This window comes from Candidatus Sulfotelmatobacter sp. (assembly GCA_035504415.1).
Lineage (GTDB): Bacteria > Vulcanimicrobiota > Vulcanimicrobiia > Vulcanimicrobiales > Vulcanimicrobiaceae > Vulcanimicrobium.
On sequence record DATJRY010000011.1, the window covers coordinates 363,572 to 381,438 of the forward strand.

The window sequence follows — 17,867 nt, forward strand, 5'->3', positions numbered from 1 at the left end:
CTTTAGGCGGCGGGGGCGGGAGTGAGCACGGGACGCGCCGCCTGGGCGGCGGCGATGGCGCGCGCGAGCGGTTCGTCACCGAGCGCGCGGGCGAGACGGTCGTGCACGAGTCGGGTCGCGGCGACGAACCGCGCGCGCTGCGCGTCGTCGAGTAACTCGACGGTCATGCGCTGCGCGAGCTGCGCCAGCAGCTCGTCTTCGAGACGCGCGGCGGCCGCGCGCTGCTCGGTGAGCGCGTCGCGCATCGCTTCGCCGACCAGCAGCGCACCCGAGCCCAGCGCGGCCAGCAGCTCCGCGTTGGCCACCAGCACGTGCGCCGAGACGGCGTGCCGCGTCAGCACCAGCCGCTGCTGCGCGCTCCACAGCTCGAGCCCGGCGATGTTCGCCAGCGCGTTCTCTTGGGCGTCGATCTCGCCGGCCGCGAGCGCTTCGGCCAGGCGCGGAAACGGCAACGGGACGGCGATCGCGCCCAGCGCTTCGGCGAGGTGCACGTTGATCGGCGACTGCTGCACGCGCAGCCGCAAGCCGCGCAGCGCGTCGGGGTCGCGCACGACCTGATCGCGCGTCGTGAGCGATCGCATGCCGTTGACGACGAAGCCGAGCCCGGTCAGCCCGAGGTCGGCCAGCCCGTCGAGCACGCGCGCGCCGAACGGTCCGTCGAGGAACGCGTCGGCGTGCGCGAAGCCGTCGAGCAGGTACGGCAGCTCGATCAGCTGCGCCTCGGGCAGCAGCGTTCCGGCCACCGGCGCGGTCACCGAGGCCAGCGCGAGGTCGCCGCTGCGCAGATCGACCAGCGTCTGCACCTCGCCGCCCGGCGCGCGCGACGGCAATTCCAGCGCGACGCGGATCGCGCCGCCGCTGCGCTCGTCGACCAGCTCGGCGAAGCGCGTCAGCGCGCGGCCGACGTTCGAGCGCGGCACCGTCAGCGTCGCCACGCGCAGCGTCGTCACCAAACCGGCGCGCGGACGCGGGGCGAGCGGACGCGGTCCGCCGGTGGCCGCCGGCGTCTGCCGGGCCGCGCGCTCGACCCGCGCCAACGCGTCCGGCCCCAGGTCCGGCTCGAGCGCCGCCAGCGCGCGGCCGAGCGGCTCGAGCTCGGCCAGCAGCGCCCGCGTGCGCGCGGTCGGGTGGACGCGGATGACGCGCTTGTCGCTCGGGTCGGGGCGGCGCTGCGCAAGGCCGGCGTCCTCGAGCTTGTCGAGGTGGCCGCTGAGCGAGGAGCCGTCGAGCCGCAGCGCCGCCGCCAGGTCGGACGGCCGGGCGCCGCCCTCGGCCGCCGCCAACAGCAAGAGAACGAAGTACGGGACGTAGCTCAGGCCGTGCGGGCGCAGCCGGCGGTTGTACTCGCGCACCAGCTCGCGCGCCGCGACGTCCAGGGCGAAGCCCCGAAAGTCGGACGGATGGAGCGAGGGCGCGGACCGCGTGGCTGCCAAACGAGCTGCCTCCTGGCCGGAGTGCGACGTGGAGGCAACGATACCGCCGAGAAGCGGCTACGTCAATATTTCGGTTCCCAAGTAATTGCGGAGGTGTGAGCGATCATCTAGTCGCACGCTCGCTCGGACATGGCGACGACGCAAGTCTGGGAAGACACCATCCACCTGCTGCTGGGCAACGTGATCTACACGCACCTGTACGCCTACGTGGATCCGGCGCTCGCGCAAGGCGCGAGCTTGCAGAACGCGTTCACCTTCGAAGCCGACGTGCGCGTCGCGAGCGCGGAGCTCTACACGACCGCGCGCGTCCCGCTGGCGAACGGCGCGCTCACCGCGACGCCGACGCTGGCCGAGTACGCCGCGCAGCTCGGCACCGTGCAAGGCGAGATCGACGATTGGAACTGTTTGCCGACGCCGGGTGCGTGGGCGACCGCGACGGCGGTGCACTTCCTGATCGCCGCCAAAGCCGACGCGTCCGTCCCGCTGACGACGATCGAACAAGCCATGCCGGCGCTCAAGCCGGTGCTCGGCGTGGTCGGACCGTTTCTTCCGCAGAAGGTACGGATCACGATCGGCCACGCGCCCGTCCACATCCCGATCGCGCGGGATCAGACGGGCGCGGTGGTCGCGATCAACGGGACGCGGCTTTAGGTGACCTTGGGCGTGTAGCCCGGACGGCCGCCGACGGAGCTGGCGGCGATCGACGCGCTCGCCGCCTTCGCCCACGGCGACTCGCACGTGCCGTCGGACTCGGCGGTCGGCACCGTCGCGACGACGTCGAACATGAACTGCGTTTTCTCGAACTGCTTGCGCGAAACGACGGCGCCCGCGTAGCAGTCCTGCGCGTTCTGGTGGTCGCAGCCGTGCCAGCGCGACGGGTTCTCCTTGAACCCGTTGAAGCTGTGATCGGCGAACGCCTTGGCCAGCTTGCCGGCGTCGGTCGTACCGGCGCCTTCGATGCGATCGGCCAACTGCATCAGCGCCGCGTACCCGTAGTAGTGGCGCGCCGAGATCGGGCCGTGGATGTCGCGGCGCAGCCGCTGCACCAGCTTGCGCGAGGAATCGGAGACGTCCGGCGCCCACAGCACCGAGAACGTCGCGCCTTGCACTGCGTCCAGCGGGATCGCGTCGTAGTAGTAGTCCTCGAGGTTGATCCCGGCCAAGTGGATCTTCTTCTGCAGACCGAATTGCACGAACGCGTGCACGGCGTTGGCGGCGTCGACGCCGCTGTTCGCCAGCACCAGCACGTCCGCGCCGCTGGTCTGCACCTTCGTCATCGGTGCGGAGAAGTCGTTGGTGCCCAGCGGCAGGATGTCGTGGCCGACTTCGGTCCCGCCGGCGCGCGCCAACAGCGGCGCCAACTGATTGTAGGCGTCTTTGCCGAGCGCGTAGTCGGCCTGCACGAAGTACCACTTCTTGCCCAGCGCCAAGAGGCGGTTCGCCATCGGGTTGAGCGCCATGCGTGCGTTGAGGCCGAAGCGGTAGGTCAGCGCGCGCGCCTTGGCACCGGTCAGCGTCGAGTCGAACGGGCCGATCGAAAGGTTGAAGACGCCCAGCTCATCGGCCAGCGGCGCCAGCGCCAGCCCGCTGCCCGACGACGTGCCGCCGTAGATGACGTCGACGTTCTCTTGGCCGACCAGGCGGCGCATCTCGCTGACCGCGACGGCCGGCTTGGAGGTGTCGTCGCCGGTGACGAGCTCGTAGCGGACGCCGCCGCGACGGTTGAGGTCGGCCAGTGCGATCGCCGCGCCGACCTTGTGCTTCGCGGCGACGTCGGAAAAGACGCCGCTGAACGAGTCGAGGAAGCCGATCCGCACCGTCGGCTTGCCGGTCGCGGCGAGCGAGATCGAGGGGAAGGCCGCGGCGGTCGCGGCGGCCGCGGTACCACGGAGAAGATCGCGCCGAGTGGGCATGATGAAGCCTCCATCGTCGGGTCGTTTGCAACGTCAAGTATCGACGCGGCGGGTGCTGACTCCGCCCGGCGGGCGGCTTCAGGCCAGCTTGTCGGCGGTGATGCCCAGCTCCGCGCAGCGCGCGATCAGTGCCGCGCGCGCCCGGACCTCGAACGCCCCGAAGATCCGCCGGGTGTGGTTGTGCACCGTGTACGGGCTGCGGTCGAGGGCCCGGGCGATCCCTTTCATGTTCTCGCCGCCCAGCAGATAACGCAGGACGGTGCGTTCCGCCGGGGTCAGCTTGGCCAAGGCGGCCGAGGCCGGCGGCGCGGGCGGTGCCTGACCGAACCACGCGTAGGGCGCGCGCGAGAGCGCGACGTCGACGTCGTGCTGATAGCGCTCCTGGCCGGTCAGACGCTGCAGGTCGCGCGCGACGAGCGCGGCGCGCACGCGAAAATCGAGCGCGACCCACAGCCCGCGTGCGCGCTCGTAGTGCTCGATCGCCTCTTTGGGCCGGCCCGCGACCTCGCTGACGCGACCCAGCGCCATCGCCTCGAACGCCGGCAGCCGGCGGTCGCCGGTGCCGCCGCCTTCGGGCGCGCCGGAGAGGTTCCGGTAGAGCGCCAGCGCGGTGCGCGCCTCACCCGGCATCGCCTCGGCGGCCTCGATCGCGAAGTTCGTCAGCGCGAGCCGTTCGCCGTCGTCGACCTTCGCCCACGAGACGCCGTCGATCAGCGACCACGCCGAGTCGAACTGCGCGCGGGCCGCGAACTCGTCACCGACCAGCGCGCTCAGCGCGGCGGCGTTGGTCTCGGCAATCGCGCGCCGCGCGTCGGTCGGCGCCGCGTAGACCGCGTCCCGCGCGAGCTGCCACGCCGCGCCGACGTCACCGCGGAGCAGCGCGAGTATGCGTTCGCAGCCGAGCGTGCCGGTGTGTTGGCGCGCGACGCCGCTCGTCCAGCGCGTCGCGGAGAGATACGGTGCGTAACGCTTGGCCAACCGAAGGTCGATGGTCTCGCTGGCGATGGTCGCCAAACCGTGGATGAGGCGCGCGCGCACGAACAGGTCCTCGCGCGGCGCGCCGGCGAGCACGTGCAGCGCCTCGAGGAAATGCTCCGCGGCGGCGGCGTAGCGCTCGCGCCGCATCTCGATCGCACCGAGCAGCCGCGTGAGCCGCGCGCGCCACACGTCGCGCGCGTCGGGCAGCGCCGCTTCGACGAGCTGCTCGGCGGCCTGCAGCTCGCCGTCCTCCCACGCCGCCGTCGCGGCATGGAACGCGTACTCGGCGCGCGCGTCCGCCGACGCGTCGTTCACCATCGCCGCCGCCGCGGCGAACGCCGCGGCGGCTTCACGCGGCTTGCGGCGCGCGCGCAGGGCCGCGCCGCGCAGCGCCGCCGCGCTGACGCGCGCGTCGGGCGTATCGGCGCGCTCGGCGGCCGCCATCGCGGCGTCGCCGCCCGCCACCGGGTCGCCGGAGCGCAAGTGCGTGCGCGCCCGCAGCAGCAACGTTTCCACGCGCACGGCTTCGTCGTCGGGTAGCAGTGCCAGAGCCGCGAGCGCCCGCTCGTATTCCGCGTCGTAGAACGCGCTGGTCGCGACGTCGATCAAACTGACGTCGTGCGCGGTCGGGATGACCGCCGGTTTGGCCATGCTGACGATTGCGTCAGAAGACCTCGAAATACTCCCGCTGTTCCCAATTCGTCACGTGCTGTTGAAAGCGCGTCAATTCCGCGTGTTTGATCGTCAAGAAATAGTCCACGAAGTCCTCGCCCAGGCCCGCGCGCAGCACGCGGTCGGCGTCGAGCGCGGCCAGCGCTTCGCCCAGCGATCCCGGCAGCGCCGGCGCGTCGGCGTGATACGGCGCGTCCGCCGACGGACCGGGATCGCGCGCGCTCTCGAGCCCGTCGAGTCCCGCGATCACCTGCGAGGCGACGAACAAGTACGGGTTGGCGGCCGGCTCGCCGATGCGGTTCTCGACGTGCGTGGCCGGATCGCCGGGCTCGCCGACGACGCGCAGCATCGCGCCGCGGTCGTCGACCGCCCACGCGGCACGATCGGGTGCCAGCGAGTTCGCGCGAAAGCGGCGGTAACCGTTGATGGTCGGCGTGCTCAGTGCCGTCGCACCGGCCGCGTGCGCCAGCAACCCGCCCAGCCATGCGCGCCCGACCGCCGAGACGACCTCGCCCGATGCGGCGTCGCCGACGAACGCGTTGGCACCGCTCTCGCTCGCGATCAGCGATTGGTGCAAGTGCCAGCCGCTCGACATGACGTGCGGAATCTGCGGCCGGCACATGAAGGTGACGTGATAACCGTGACGGCGGCACAGCTGTTTGGCGGCGTTGCGAAAGAGCACCATCGCGTCGGCCGCGTCGAGTGCGCGCTGCGGGGCGAAGGTGACCTCGCACTGGCTGGGCCCGTACTCGAGCTCGAGCGAGCGCAGCGGCAGCTCGAGCGCCAGCGCGCCGGCGCGCAGCACCTCGAGGATCGGCTCGAGCGCATCGTAGCGCAGCTCCGAGAGATGCTGGTAGCCTTTGGTCGTCAGCCGCACGGAGGGCGGCGTGCCGGGCTCGCCGGCATCGCCCGCGTCCTCCAGGCGCAGCGCGGCGTCCTCGAGCGCGAACACGTGCATCTCGACTTCGAGGCCGCAGATCATCTCGTAGCCGCGGGCCGCGAGCCTCTGGAGCGCCGCGCGCGCGATCCCGCGCGTGCTGAACGGCATCGCCGCGCCGTCGCGCGTATAGAGATCGCACAGCACCCAACCCGCGTCGCGCGCCCACGGCAGAACGCGAAAGGTCGCCGGATCGGGCAGCATCACCATGTCGCGCGCACCGCGCAGCGCGGCCAGGCCGCCGGTGGCGGCGTCGTTCGCGAACAGGGAGAAGACGGTCCGGTTGGCGGTGTCCTTGCCCAGGATCGACGCCGGCAGGCCCCAGCCGTCGGCGAACGCGCCGGGCAGCTCGCCGGCGACGATCGTCTTGCCGCGCACGAGCCCGTGTTGGTCGACGCACGCCAGCCGCACGACGTTCAGCCCGTCGCGCGCGACGCGTTCGAGCACCTCGCTCGCCGCGCGCTCGCGCGCGCCGGTCGCGACGCCGCAGCGCTCGGCCAGCGTCACCGCGCGCTGCCGGCCTGTACGCCTTGCGCCCAGGGGCTGGCCGCGCGCCGTTCGGCGACCAAGCGGTGCCAGTGCGCTTCCCAGTCGCCGGCCGGCGCGATCGTGTCGATCGTGTCCGGACCGCCGCCCGGCGACGGTGCGAACGCCGGCGCGCCCGGCTCGAGCGCTTCGAGCAGCAGCCGGCGATATTGCGTGATCGCCTTGTCGGCCGAACCCAAGTGCTCGCGGGTGCGGTCGGCGATCGCGCCTTGCGACTCGACCGCCCACTGGTCGTGCACGTTGATGTCCTCGCCCATTCCGGTGTAGGTGCTGGTCCGCTGCTCGTCGGCGTTGAAGCCGTACGCGTTGGCGCGGCCGATGCGCGGGACGTAGTCGGGCAGCTCGTAGAGCCGCAGCCGTTGCGCGCGCATCTGCGCCTTGTCGACCGGCGCGTCGTAGGCGGTGAACGCCGCGTACCAGTAGTTCGTCACGTCGTCGACCGGCACGTGCCACTGCAGGATCGTCATCTGGGGGCTGAGCGGGATCAAGAACGCGTTCGGAAAGACGAGATGCGTGACCCGCACGTGGACGCTGGTGGGGTCGAGCGCGCGCAGCGTCGTCAGCTCGAGCCCGTTGGTGTCGCGCCGCACGTCGATGCGCGGCCGGGTGTATTCGCGCATGATCTTGGTCATCGGCAGATCGGAGGCCGACGAGTTGGCGCGAAACTGCTTGCCGTATTCGCCGCCCGGCGCCTCGTCCTCGAAGAAGCGGTGCAGGAACGAGGCGTGCGAGGGATCGATGCCAACCTCGACCGCCTGCAGCCAGTTGCACGCGACGAGTCCCTTGAAGGCGAACGTGTACGCGTCCGGCGCGCGAAAGCAGTCGTAGTCGGGAAACGCCGGCGGTTCACCCTCGCCGAGATAGCCCCACAGAATGCCGGCGCGCTCGACGATCGGGTACGCGCGCTGGCGCATGCGCGCGCAGAACGTGCTGTCCTCGGGCTCGGCCGGCATCTCCAGGCACCGCCCGTCGGTCGCGAACAGCCAGCCGTGGAAGGTGCAGCGCAACCCGCCGTCCTCGAGCCGCCCGAAGGCGAGGTCGGCGCCGCGGTGCGGGCACGCGCGCTCGAGCAGTCCCAGGTTGCCGCGCTCGTCGCGGAACGCGACCAGCTCTTCGCCCATGACGCGCACCGCGCGCACCGGGCGCTCGGGCGGCAGCTCGTCGGCGAGCGCGACGGGCTGCCAGAAGCGGCGCAACAGCGCGCCCGCGGCGGTGCCGGCGCCGGTGCGCGTGACCAGGGCGTTCTGTTCGGCGGTCAGCATGGTCGCCCGTTCTCGGACGGGAAGCGGCGCCCATGCCGCAGCCCACGACGTTCTCGATCGTCGCCGCCGATCCGCGCACGAACGAGATCGGGATCGCCGTCCAGTCGAAGTTCCTCTCGGTCGGCGCGGCCGTCCCGTGGGTCGAAGGCGCGGTCGGCGGCGTCGCGACCCAGGCCTGGGCGAACACGACCTTCGGGCCGCGCGGCCTGCGCGCGCTGCGCGACGGTGCCGCGCCCGACGACGTGCTGCGCGCGTTGCTCGCCGACGATCCACAGGCCCAGGACCGGCAGGTGGGCATCGTCGACGCCCAGGGCCGCGCCGTCACCTTCACCGGCGAACGCTGCATCGGCTGGGCGGGCGGAGTCGCCGGCGACGGGTTCGCGGCGCAAGGCAACTGTCTGGCCGGCGCCGCCGTCGTCGACGCGCTGGCCGCGACGTTCCGCGGCGCGCGCGGCACGCTCTCGGACCGGCTCGTCGCGGCGCTGGCGGCCGCCCAGCGCGCCGGCGGCGACAAACGCGGGCAACAGAGCGCGGCGCTCGTCGTCGCCAAACCGGGCGGCGGGTACGGCGGGTTCAACGACCGCTACGTCGATCTGCGCGTCGACGACCACGCGGCGCCGATCGACGAGCTGGCGCGCATCCTCGAGCTGCACAAGCTCTACTTCTTCCCGCCCGCGCCCGAAGACGTGCTCGTGGTCGACGACGCGCTGGGGCGCACGCTCGTGCGCGAGCTGGTGCGCCTCGGCGAGCTTCCCGCCGGCGCGAGCGCGTACGACCAGCGCGCCCGCGACGCGCTCGTCGCGCTCATGCACGTCGAGAATCTCGAGAACCGCGTGCGCGACGACGGCACGATCGACCGTCAGACGCTGGACTACCTCACCGCGCTGCGCCGCGGCTGATCGCCCGCGCCATCCCGGTCGACCGTGCGACAGAGCTGGCGGCATCCGCGTCCAAGTCGGCTACCATCGGCCCGGGATACCGCGCTCGCTTGATTCGCCGGGCGCGCTTTGCGCGTATACTGAGGCCATGGCCATGCGATCCTTCCGCTGGAGCGCGGCCGCATTTGGCTGCGCCTGTATCGCACTCGTCGCGATCGCGCGCGCCGCGGGCGACGCCCCACCGCACCCACCCCCTGTCGGACTGCCGGATCCGCCCGCCGTGCGGCCGATCCACGGCGTCACCTCGCTCACGCTGACGGCGGCCCAAACGAGCGCGGGGCGCGCCGGCATGCTGTACGAGGGCGCCCCCGTCATGCCGACCATCCGCGTGTGGCCCGGCGATCAGTTGAAGATCGTCTACGTCAACGAGCTCTCACCGCACTCCGCGGAAGCGTGCGCGCTCGGACCGTGCATGGACATGACGAACCTGCACTTCCACGGCATGGAGGTCTCGCCGAAAGCACCGCAAGACGACGTGCTCACCATGCTCGCCGCGCCCGGCCAGACGTTGCACTACGACGTCCGCGTCCCACCGGGCCACATCCCGGGACTATTCTGGTTCCACACGCATCCGCACAGTGAAAGCGCGGAACAGGATTTGGACGGGATGTCGGGCGCGATCGTCGTCGAGGGCATCGACCGGTACGTGCCGGCGGTCCGCGGCCTTCGCGAACGCGTCTTGATCGTGCGCACCCGCGACGCTCGCAGCTACAGCACGCCGCGCATCGCGCTCTTGCGCGCGCGGCTGGGCGTGCCGGCGCACGACTGCGGCACCTCCGGCGAGCAAGTCGCCGGTTTCGCGACCGTCAACGGCATGCTGCGCCCGTCGATCGCGATTCGTCCCGGCGAGCGTCAGTTTTGGCGCCTCGTCAACGCGCAGCCCGAATCGTATCTCGATCTCTCGCTCGACGGCGAGTCGCTCGAGGTGGTCGCGCTCGACGGCGAGCCGCTCGCGTACCGCAACCCCACCCGCCCGACGCGCACGTTCACGCACCTGCTGATCCCGCCGGCCGGCCGCGTCGAGGCGATCGTAACCGGACCGCCCGCCGGCAGTCACGCCACGCTGCGTAGCGCCTGCGTCGACACCGGTCCCGCCGGCGACATCAACGCGGGACAAGTGCTGGCGGACGTGGTTCCGGCCCTCGCCTCGGACACGCCGAAACAGACCGTGCCGGTCTCCACCGAGCCGCCGGTCTATGTCTCGGCGGCTCCGGCGATCGCGGCGGAGCGAGCGCCGGCGCAGTTCGTCGTCCACTTCTCCGAGCACGACCACGGCTTTTACATCAACGGCCGCAAGTTCTCGATGACCGACGGGCCGATGACGATCGCGCGGGTCGGTACCTACGCGCACTGGCACATCGTCAACGACTCGGACGAGATGCACCCGTTTCACATCCATCAGGTGCACTTCCTGACCTACCGGGACCACGGTACGGTCGTCGCAAACCCGGTCTGGCTCGACACCGTCAACGTGCGCCAACGCACGTCGGTCGACACCGTGATGGACTTCACCAACCCCGTCATCCGGGGGATGGCGGTTTTCCATTGCCACATCCTCAATCACGAGGACAAAGGCATGATGGCGAAAGTGCTGTTCCGCTAGCAGCGGCTCAGAACGACCACTGCCACGCGTTCCAGGTCTCGATGATGCCGTTGGGGCGGAAGTTCTGCAGGTCGCTGTCGACCGCTTCGATCTGGCGCGGCCACCAAAGGTACGCGTACGGCGCGTCGCGCGCCAGCAGCGCTTGAATGACCGCGTAGGCGCGCTTGCGGGTCGGGCGGTCGTAGTGCGAGAGCGCGGCGCGCTGCGCGGCGTCCATCTCCGGCGTGCAGTAGCGCGCCCAGTTGTAGCCGTTGGGCGGCCGCTGGTCGCACAGCAGCTGGGTGGAGTCGTCGGGATCGATGCCCGAGTACCAGGTGTAGAGCGCGCCGTCGTATTTGCCGCTGGCGAGAATCCCCACGCCCGGGGGTCCGTAGTAGAGTCCCGAGGTGTAGCCCTTGAGCTCGATGCCGATGCCGACGTCGTGCAGCATCGCCCCGATCTCAACGCCGCGGCTCTTGTCGGTCGCGCTGTCGGAACGGTAGGCCAGTCCGATCACCAGCCGCTGGCCGTTGCGCACGCGCACCCCGCCCGAGCCGACCCGCCAACCCGCGGCATCGAGCAGCGCCCGCGCCTTGGGGACGTTCGGCCGGTTCGTGCCGACGTGCGGATCGTAGGCCCACAGCTGCGACGGGATGTCCTCGGTGGCGGGGATCGTCGTCCCGTAGGTCGCCTCGCGCGAGAGCCGCGGCTTGTCGATGGCCAGGTTGATGGCCTGGCGCACCCGCACGTCGTCGAGCGGCGCGCGCGTCGTGTTGAACATGATCGCGTCGAAGCCGTTCATCGGCACCAGCCGCACGTCGATCCCCGGAATCCCGATCAAGTTCGGGTAGACGCGCGGCGAGGCCAGCATGAACCAGTCGACCTCGTGCGCCCGCAGCTCGTTGGCGATCGTGTTCTCGTCGGGGACGAGCTGGAGCTCGATGCGCCGCAGCTTCGGCTTGCCCAAGAAGTAGTCGTCGTTGGCGACGTACTCGATGTGGTCGCCGCGCACCCAGCGCGCGACCTTGAACGGACCCGTGCCGACAGGCTCTTGGTTGAACGGGATGTGGTTGAGGTCGGGATACTTCGCCAACAGATGTTCGGGCAAGATGAAGTACGGCGAGTCGCTGGGCCCGAAGAAGGTGTGGATCGCGGGTCCGAACGGATGGCGCAAGTGGAAGACGACCGTATAGGCGTCGGGCGTGTCGACGCGGGTGATGTCGTCGTAGCCGTGGCGGGTGGTGACCAGCGTCGCCGGGTTCATGATCGCGTGATAGGTGAAGGCGACGTCGCGGCTGCTGAACGGCGCGCCGTCCTGCCACTTCACGTTGCGGCGCAGGTGATAGGTGATCGTCAACCCGTCGCGGCTGATGCCGCCGTTCTCGAGCGTCGGGACCGCCGAGGCCAAGATCGGCACGTCGCGGCCGTCGGGATCCGTCCCGATCAGCGGGTCGAACGCGAGCGCCTCCGCCTGCACCTCGATCTGTTGCGTGGAGAGGATCGGGTTGAGCGTGTTCGGCGTCAGGCTGGTGGCAATGCGCAGCGTCCCCGGCACCAGCCACGCATGCTGGCCGGACGACGTGCCCGACCCGTCACCCGTGCGGGTGCAGCCCGTCGCGCACGCGACGAGCAGAGCGAAGGTCCAAAGGCTCCGTCGAACGATCACCCGCCGCTCTTCGCGGGCCCGGGTGCCGGTTCCCGATCCTCAGCCGTACTTGAAGCCGGGCTTGCTCTGCCCGACTTCGATGATGTAGCCGTCAGGATCGCGGATGTAGCACCGCGTCTCGCCGTATTTGTCGAGCGGCTCGGTGAGAAACGTCGCTCCGCGGCTCTTCCAAAGCTCGTAGCACGCTTGAATATCGGCGACGCGAACGTTCATGAAGCTGCTGATCAGATCGGGATCGGGCGTGTGGAGCGTGACGGTCGGCTTGTCCGGCGTCGGTCCGCCCCCGACGTTGAGGATGAGCCAGGTGTTGGCGATCCGGATGTACGGCGGAGCGTTTCCGTCGCCGCGGCTGACGATCTCGCCGCCGAAAACCGTCGCGTAGAAGTTCATCGATCGCTCGAGGTCGGCCACCGTAAGAAAATGCGCGATGGTAAACCCTTCGACCGGCGGCATTTGATAGTTCGTATTCTCGACCCGTACTTCGTCCATCGATCTCTCCAGTCGCAGCGCGAGTATTAATCCGACTCCATTCGCTCGACCCATTGCGAGCGCCACGCCGCGGGAGCGAACGGTTCCCCGAAGTACTGCGTCTCGTGGAAGACCTTGTCTCCGCGAAACTCATGGATGTTTACCGTATACCACGGCTTTCCGTCGTAGGTGATGACGACCTCGCTCACCCAGACCGGGCCGCTGCCCACGATCCGCCGCACCTTCGATACGTGCGGATGATCCGGATCCGCGGAGCGCTGAGCGACCAAGTTCGCGCGGCCGCGGATGCGCTCGCCCGTCTGGGGGAAGTCGCAGATGACGTCTTCCGCGTAGAGGTCGCCGGAGACCGGCTTCTCCCAACGCTGCTCGATCGCCATCCGAATGGCCGAATCGTCCATAGAGCACACCTCGGTACGGCATTCTAACACGAGTTCGGACGGGCGGTCCAAAATATCTTAGGTCGGCACGACCAGCAGACACTCCGGCTGGTCCTCGAGGCCGGTGAGGAACGGCGTGATCTTGCCCGAGTACAAGTCGATGGTGCAGATCGCACTCTGCGCGCGGCTGCCGGCCAGCAGCGTGCCGTCCGGTGTGAACGCGAGCCCCGAGACCTTGGCGAGGTTGGTGTCGTCGTGCGCGACGCAGGTCGTGCCCTGCGAGCTCTCGGTATAGGCGAAGATGCACGCGTTCCCCGCGCTTCCGATGTACACCACGCCGGCCGCGGGCTCGTACGCCAGGCCGACCGGATCGTCGAGCACGTCGTGCTTGCCGGTCCCGCCCGTCCCGGTGATCGCGCCGGTGAACGCACCGCTCCCGAGCTCGTACATGCAGACGCGGTTGGCGGCCTCGTCGACGGCGTAGAGCGCGTTCGGCGTGGTGAGAACGCCGCGCACCGAGTGTTTGGTCGGCTTCTTCGCGCCGGCCGCGGCCAGCGCCGCGCTCGGCGGCGGCAGCGGCGAGACCAGGCCGACTTCGGCGAGACCGCCTTGTGCCGCCGGGACCGCCGGCGGCGTGTTGCCGCCGACCGCGATCGGAACGACCGACGCGACCCATTGGCCCGGATAGAACACGTTGGTCGGCCCGGTGCTCGGAAAGTTGGTGGTGAGGTATGCGGCGATCGGTGCCGGCGTCGCCGTCGTTCCGGTGCCGACCGCGAACGCGGTCACGCAGTTCGTGTCCTGACTGGAGACGAACAGCACCAGCGACCCGTCGAACGCGAGGCCGTACGGGTGGGCGATACCGGACGAGGTCGCCGGCGTGACCAGCGTGGCGAGCAGGTCACGGGTGCCGTCTTTGTTCACGGTCGCCGAGAAGAGCAGCACTTCCGAGACCGACTCGTACGCGACCGCGAGGTAGAAGCGGCCGCTCAGATCGAGCGTCATGCCGCGCAGCTCGTCGTAGTCGGGCGTGACGCGTCCGATCTTCTTACCGTCCGATCCGTAGGCGCGAACGTGCTTCACGGGCGTCTTCGACTCGCCCGAGAACGTGACGTAGATATCGTAGCCAGAACCCGCCATGGCTGCTCCTCCGTGCGCACCCGTTGGCGAGGTGCGCGGCGCCGGTTACGTCCCGATCAGCTCTTTGAGCGCGTGCTGGAAGACCTTCGGCGCTTTGCCCTGGAACAGCACGCTCTCGTTGCCGCCGATTTGGCGGCGCAGGGCGATCAGCTCGTCGCGCAGCGCGGCGGCCTTCTCGAACTCGAGGTTCGCCGAGGCCTCGCGCATCTTGCGCTCGATCTCCTTCGCCATCGCCTCGGCGACTTCGCGCGGCAGCTTCTCGGCACGCACCGCCGCGGCCGCGTCGCCGCCGCCTTCGGTGCCGCCGACCAGCTCGAGGATGTCGCGCACTTCCTTGCGCACCGTCTTCGGCTCGATCCCGTGCTCGGCGTTGAAGGCCAGCTGCATCTCGCGCCGCCGGCGCGTCTCGCCGAGCGCCTTGGCCATCGACTCGGTGACGACGTCGGCGTACATGATGACCTTGCCCTCGACGTTGCGCGCGGCGCGGCCGATGGTCTGGATCAGCGAGGTCCCCGAGCGCAGATAGCCTTCCTTGTCGGCGTCGAGGATGCCGACCAGCGAGACCTCGGGCAGATCCAGGCCTTCGCGCAGCAGATTGATCCCGACCAGCACGTCGAACAAGCCCTTGCGCAGGTCGCGCAGGATCGCGATGCGTTCGAGCGTCTCGACCTCGCTGTGCAGGTAGCGCACGCGGATTCCGTTCTCGATCAGGTACTCGGTCAGGTCCTCGGCCATCTTCTTGGTCAGCGTGGTGACCAGGACGCGCTCGTCGCGCTCCGCCCGGCGCCGGATCTCTTCCATCAGGTCGTCGACCTGGTGGCGGGTCGGGCGCACCTCGACCTCGGGATCGACCAGGCCGGTCGGCCGGATGATCATCTCGGCGACCTGACTTGATCGGTTCAGCTCGTACGTCGAGGGCGTCGCGGAGACGTAGAGCACCTGGTTGAGGTGGTTCTCGAACTCGTCGTACGTCAGCGGCCGGTTGTCGAGCGCCGAGGGGAGCCGGAAACCGTGCTCGACCAGCGAGAGCTTGCGCGAGCGATCGCCGCCGTACATCGCGTGCACCTGCGGCAGCGTGACGTGCGACTCGTCGATCAGCAGCAGCCAATCCTGCGGGAAGAAGTCGAGCAGACACCACGGCGTCGAGCCGGGCTGGCGGCCCGCCAGCGGCGCCGAGTAGTTCTCGACCCCGTTGCAATAGCCGACCTCGCGCAGCATGTCCAGGTCGTAGCGCGTGCGCTGCTCGAGCCGCTGCGCTTCGAGCAGCTTCCCTTCGGAGCGGAACAGCGCCAGCCGCGTGTTCAGCTCCTCCTCGATCTCGATGATCGCGCGCTGCAGCTTCTCTTCCGGCGTGATGTAGTGCTTCGCCGGGAAGATCTTCAGCTCGTCCTTCGAGGCGACGTACTCGCCGGTCAGCTGGTTGACGACGTTGATCGCCTCGATCTCGTCGCCGAAGAACTCGATGCGGTGGACCAGCTCCTCGTCGACGGCGACGAACTCCAGCGTGTCGCCGCGCACGCGGAAGGTTCCGCGCACCAGGTTGAGGTCGTTGCGGCGGTACTGCATCCCGATCAGCTTGCGCAGAAACTCGTCGCGGTCGATCACGTCGCCGACTTTGATGTCGGCCGACATCTCCAGGTAGTCCGACGGCGAGCCCAACCCGTAGATGCACGAGACCGAGGCGACGATCAGCGTGTCGCGCCGCGTCAGCAGCGACTGCGTCGCCGAGTGCCGCAGCCGTTCGATCTCGTCGTTGATCGAGCTGTCCTTGGCGATGTAGGTGTCGGTGTGCGCGATGTACGCTTCGGGCTGGTAGTAGTCGAAGTACGAGACGAAGTACTCGACCGCGTTGTGCGGTAAGAACTCGCGGAACTCGGCGCACAGCTGGGCCGCCAGCGTCTTGTTGTGGCACAGGACCAGGGTCGGCTTCTGGACCATCTCGACGATCCGCGCCATGGCCAGGGTCTTGCCCGAGCCGGTCACCCCGAGCAGCGTCTGCGCACGCTCGCCGCGCAAAAAGCCCTCGGCGATCTGTTCGGTCGCCTTGGGCTGGTCGCCGGCCAACGGGTACTGCGTCACGAGCTCGAAGCGAGGCATGCCCCTGCCAGAACCCACGTTCGATCCCGCTCGTGGCAGGCAGGCGGTCAGGCGGCCTCGATCAGGCCGATGACGTCGACGCGGTGGCGGGCGCGGAGCACGCCGGGATACGGGGCGTCGAAGGTGCCCGAGACGGGGGCCACGTCCTCGTAGTCGCGGCCCACCGCGACCACCACGTGGCGGACGGTCGCCGGGGTGTCGTGGGTCGGGTCGAAGGCCAAGACGACCACGCTGCCGTCGCGGCGACGGACCAGCACCTCGACCCAGGCGTGGGTGGCGCCTTCGCCCAGCAGGTGCCCCGAGACGTAGCGGGCCGGCAGCCCGCAAGCGCGGGCCAGGGCCAGCATCACGTGGGCGTAGTCCTGGCAGACGCCACGCCCCATCGCGAACGCCGTCGCCGCGGTGGTGAAGACGTCGCTGACGCCCTTCGTATAGACGATGCGGCGGTGGACGAAACGGCTGATCGCGTCGGCCAGGTCGGCCGGGTTCGGGTGAATGGCCCGCAGGTCGGCGGCGGCGTCGAGCAGCGCCTCGTCGGGCCGGGTCAGCCGCCGCGGTGCCGTCAGCCGCGGGTCGAGCAGCAGCGCCGCGTCGACGGTGTGCGGCGCCCCGTCCGCCTCGCGGCGCACCAGCGCCTGGAAGGTGAAGTCGACGGCGCGCTCGACCCGCGGCAGCTCGATCTGCGCGACCACGTTGCCGAAGCCGTCGGTCTGGGCGTGCCGGCGGCCGGCGACGCTCACGCTCAGGCGATGCCCGAGCCGGCGCTGCGCGCCGTGCGCGCGGGGCGGCGCCAGCACCAGCCGCTGGCGCAGGTCGCGGATCGGCCCCGGGTACTCGTACCGGAAGCGCTGCTCGATCCGGTAGGTGGCCGCGCGCACGCGCGACCAGTCGATCGCGCCGGGCTCGCGGACGCCGCCCGCGTCAGCTTCCATTGGATTCCTCATCGGCACGAACGGTCATCGAGACCAGCTCGGTCTGACCGAAGGTCGTCAGCATCGCGACGTCCAGCGCGTCGCGGCCGCGCGCGATGACGACGCGGCCCTTGCGGCGCTCGTTGTTGCGCGGGTCGAACGTCGCCCACGCGCCGCCCAGATAGACTTCCGCCCACGCGCAGAAGTCCATCGGCAGGTCGGGCGGCGGCACGTCGATGTCGGGCAGGTAGCCGAAGACGTAGCGGGCCGGGATGTTGAGCGCGCGGCAGAAGCTGATGAACAGGTGCGCGAAGTCGCGGCAGACCCCGGTGCGCGCTTCGTACACGTCGAGCGCCGTCGTGGTCGCGGTGCTGCTGCCGTACGCGAAGCGCAGGTGGCCGTGCACGAAGTCGGAGATCGCCTGGACGCGGCCCCAGCCGGGTTCGACCGCGCCGAACAGCTCGCACGCGCGGTTCGCCAACACGTCGGAGAGGCAATAGCGGCTGGGCAGCGTGTAGGTGAGCACGTCGTCGGGGAGCTCGTCGACCGGGTGCTCGACCGCGTCCGGGCGCAGCGGGTCCGCCGCGGCCGGCGTCTCGACGGTCGCGTCGTAGCGGATCGTCGTCGTTCCCGGCGCGAGGGTCAGCCGGCGGCAGACGTTGCCGTAGAGGTCGACGTAGTCGGAGGCGGCGGCGGCGGGCTCGACCGTCCAGCGCTCGCCGAGCACGCGCAGACCGTCGTGCCGCGTCGGGCGCACGAGGCACACGGCCGGCACCGGCGCCTGCGTCGCGCAGACGAACTCGCAGCCGACGGCAATCCGCAGCGTCCCCTCACCGACCTCCGAGACCATTGCGCGCTCTTTCCCCTTTACGCGCCGCGTCATCCCGACAAATGGCCGAGACCGCAAAAAGACCAGGACACGACGC

At 70.2% G+C, this 17,867-nt stretch carries 15 protein-coding genes; 3 read left to right on the top strand and 12 right to left on the bottom strand.

Annotated features, from left to right (window positions below; all coding sequences use genetic code 11):
* Positions 1-2 precede the first annotated feature (2 nt).
* Positions 3-1,433, bottom strand: a complete 1,431-nt coding sequence (dctP, locus tag VMD91_08105) for a TRAP transporter substrate-binding protein DctP (protein ID HTW84011.1) — start codon at positions 1,431-1,433, stop codon at positions 3-5.
* A gap of 129 nt (positions 1,434-1,562) precedes the next feature.
* Here dctP and VMD91_08110 point away from each other — a divergent pair, with 129 nt between their 5' ends.
* Positions 1,563-2,084, top strand: a complete 522-nt coding sequence (locus VMD91_08110; GenBank protein HTW84012.1) for a hypothetical protein — start codon at positions 1,563-1,565, stop codon at positions 2,082-2,084.
* Here the strand turns inward: VMD91_08110 and VMD91_08115 are convergent.
* The 4 genes from VMD91_08115 to VMD91_08130 all read right to left on the bottom strand — a co-directional run bounded on the left by VMD91_08115 (position 2,081) and on the right by VMD91_08130 (position 7,741).
* Complete coding sequence (locus VMD91_08115; protein HTW84013.1) at positions 2,081-3,346, bottom strand: ABC transporter substrate-binding protein; 1,266 nt, start codon at positions 3,344-3,346, stop codon at positions 2,081-2,083. The genes VMD91_08110 and VMD91_08115 overlap by 4 nt on opposite strands.
* Positions 3,347-3,424: 78 nt before the next feature.
* A complete protein-coding gene (locus VMD91_08120; protein ID HTW84014.1) occupies positions 3,425-4,975 on the bottom strand; it encodes a LuxR C-terminal-related transcriptional regulator in 1,551 nt (516 codons plus the stop codon).
* Positions 4,976-4,988: 13 nt separating this feature from the next.
* Positions 4,989-6,440: a glutamine synthetase family protein gene (locus tag VMD91_08125; GenBank protein HTW84015.1), complete on the bottom strand. Its 1,452-nt coding sequence runs from the start codon at positions 6,438-6,440 to the stop codon at positions 4,989-4,991.
* Complete coding sequence (locus VMD91_08130) at positions 6,437-7,741, bottom strand: aromatic ring-hydroxylating dioxygenase subunit alpha (protein ID HTW84016.1); 1,305 nt, start codon at positions 7,739-7,741, stop codon at positions 6,437-6,439. The genes VMD91_08125 and VMD91_08130 overlap by 4 nt, the downstream gene beginning before the upstream one ends.
* Before the next feature lie 32 nt (positions 7,742-7,773).
* Here VMD91_08130 and VMD91_08135 point away from each other — a divergent pair, with 32 nt between their 5' ends.
* Together VMD91_08135 and VMD91_08140 are read left to right on the top strand one after the other, a co-directional pair.
* Positions 7,774-8,640 carry a DUF1028 domain-containing protein gene (locus VMD91_08135; GenBank protein HTW84017.1) on the top strand — a complete coding sequence of 289 codons (867 nt, stop codon included), beginning with the start codon at positions 7,774-7,776 and terminating at the stop codon, positions 8,638-8,640.
* Between the two features lie 127 nt (positions 8,641-8,767).
* Positions 8,768-10,282: a multicopper oxidase family protein gene (locus tag VMD91_08140; protein HTW84018.1), complete on the top strand. Its 1,515-nt coding sequence runs from the start codon at positions 8,768-8,770 to the stop codon at positions 10,280-10,282.
* A gap of 7 nt (positions 10,283-10,289) precedes the next feature.
* Here VMD91_08140 and VMD91_08145 read toward each other — a convergent pair whose 3' ends face one another.
* The 7 genes from VMD91_08145 to VMD91_08175 are packed head-to-tail and all read right to left on the bottom strand — an operon-like array spanning position 10,290 to position 17,791.
* A complete protein-coding gene (locus VMD91_08145) occupies positions 10,290-11,927 on the bottom strand; it encodes a peptide ABC transporter substrate-binding protein (GenBank protein ID HTW84019.1) in 1,638 nt (545 codons plus the stop codon).
* 39 nt (positions 11,928-11,966) lie between these two features.
* Positions 11,967-12,416, bottom strand: coding sequence for a VOC family protein (locus VMD91_08150; protein HTW84020.1), 450 nt, complete (start codon positions 12,414-12,416; stop codon positions 11,967-11,969).
* 26 nt (positions 12,417-12,442) lie between these two features.
* Entirely contained in the window at positions 12,443-12,814 is a 372-nt protein-coding gene (locus VMD91_08155; GenBank protein HTW84021.1) for a hypothetical protein, read from the bottom strand.
* Positions 12,815-12,871: 57 nt separating this feature from the next.
* Positions 12,872-13,933, bottom strand: coding sequence for a hypothetical protein (locus VMD91_08160; protein ID HTW84022.1), 1,062 nt, complete (start codon positions 13,931-13,933; stop codon positions 12,872-12,874).
* A 45-nt stretch (positions 13,934-13,978) separates the two neighbouring features.
* Positions 13,979-16,030 (bottom strand): excinuclease ABC subunit UvrB, encoded by a 2,052-nt coding sequence (uvrB, locus tag VMD91_08165; protein HTW84023.1) that lies wholly within the window; start codon positions 16,028-16,030, stop codon positions 13,979-13,981.
* Positions 16,031-16,077: 47 nt separating this feature from the next.
* Positions 16,078-16,962 (bottom strand): transglutaminase family protein, encoded by an 885-nt coding sequence (locus VMD91_08170; protein HTW84024.1) that lies wholly within the window; start codon positions 16,960-16,962, stop codon positions 16,078-16,080.
* Positions 16,952-17,791 carry a transglutaminase family protein gene (locus tag VMD91_08175; protein HTW84025.1) on the bottom strand — a complete coding sequence of 280 codons (840 nt, stop codon included), beginning with the start codon at positions 17,789-17,791 and terminating at the stop codon, positions 16,952-16,954. The genes VMD91_08170 and VMD91_08175 overlap by 11 nt, the downstream gene beginning before the upstream one ends.
* Positions 17,792-17,867 lie beyond the last annotated feature (76 nt).

Excerpts from the sequence above, each read along its gene's own strand:
- VMD91_08135 (HTW84017.1), top strand. The coding sequence starts at position 7,774 with ATGCCGCAGCCCACGACGTTCTCGATCGTCGCCGCCGATCCGCGCACG.
- VMD91_08150 (HTW84020.1), bottom strand. The coding sequence starts at position 12,416 with ATGGACGAAGTACGGGTCGAGAATACGAACTATCAAATGCCGCCGGTC.
- VMD91_08120 (HTW84014.1), bottom strand. The coding sequence starts at position 4,975 with ATGGCCAAACCGGCGGTCATCCCGACCGCGCACGACGTCAGTTTGATC.
- VMD91_08175 (HTW84025.1), bottom strand. The coding sequence starts at position 17,791 with ATGGTCTCGGAGGTCGGTGAGGGGACGCTGCGGATTGCCGTCGGCTGC.
- VMD91_08110 (HTW84012.1), top strand. The coding sequence starts at position 1,563 with ATGGCGACGACGCAAGTCTGGGAAGACACCATCCACCTGCTGCTGGGC.
- uvrB (HTW84023.1), bottom strand. The coding sequence starts at position 16,030 with ATGCCTCGCTTCGAGCTCGTGACGCAGTACCCGTTGGCCGGCGACCAG.
- VMD91_08155 (HTW84021.1), bottom strand. The coding sequence starts at position 12,814 with ATGGACGATTCGGCCATTCGGATGGCGATCGAGCAGCGTTGGGAGAAG.
- VMD91_08160 (HTW84022.1), bottom strand. The coding sequence starts at position 13,933 with ATGGCGGGTTCTGGCTACGATATCTACGTCACGTTCTCGGGCGAGTCG.
- VMD91_08115 (HTW84013.1), bottom strand. The coding sequence starts at position 3,346 with ATGCCCACTCGGCGCGATCTTCTCCGTGGTACCGCGGCCGCCGCGACC.
- VMD91_08130 (HTW84016.1), bottom strand. The coding sequence starts at position 7,741 with ATGCTGACCGCCGAACAGAACGCCCTGGTCACGCGCACCGGCGCCGGC.
- VMD91_08140 (HTW84018.1), top strand. The coding sequence starts at position 8,768 with ATGGCCATGCGATCCTTCCGCTGGAGCGCGGCCGCATTTGGCTGCGCC.
- VMD91_08170 (HTW84024.1), bottom strand. The coding sequence starts at position 16,962 with ATGGAAGCTGACGCGGGCGGCGTCCGCGAGCCCGGCGCGATCGACTGG.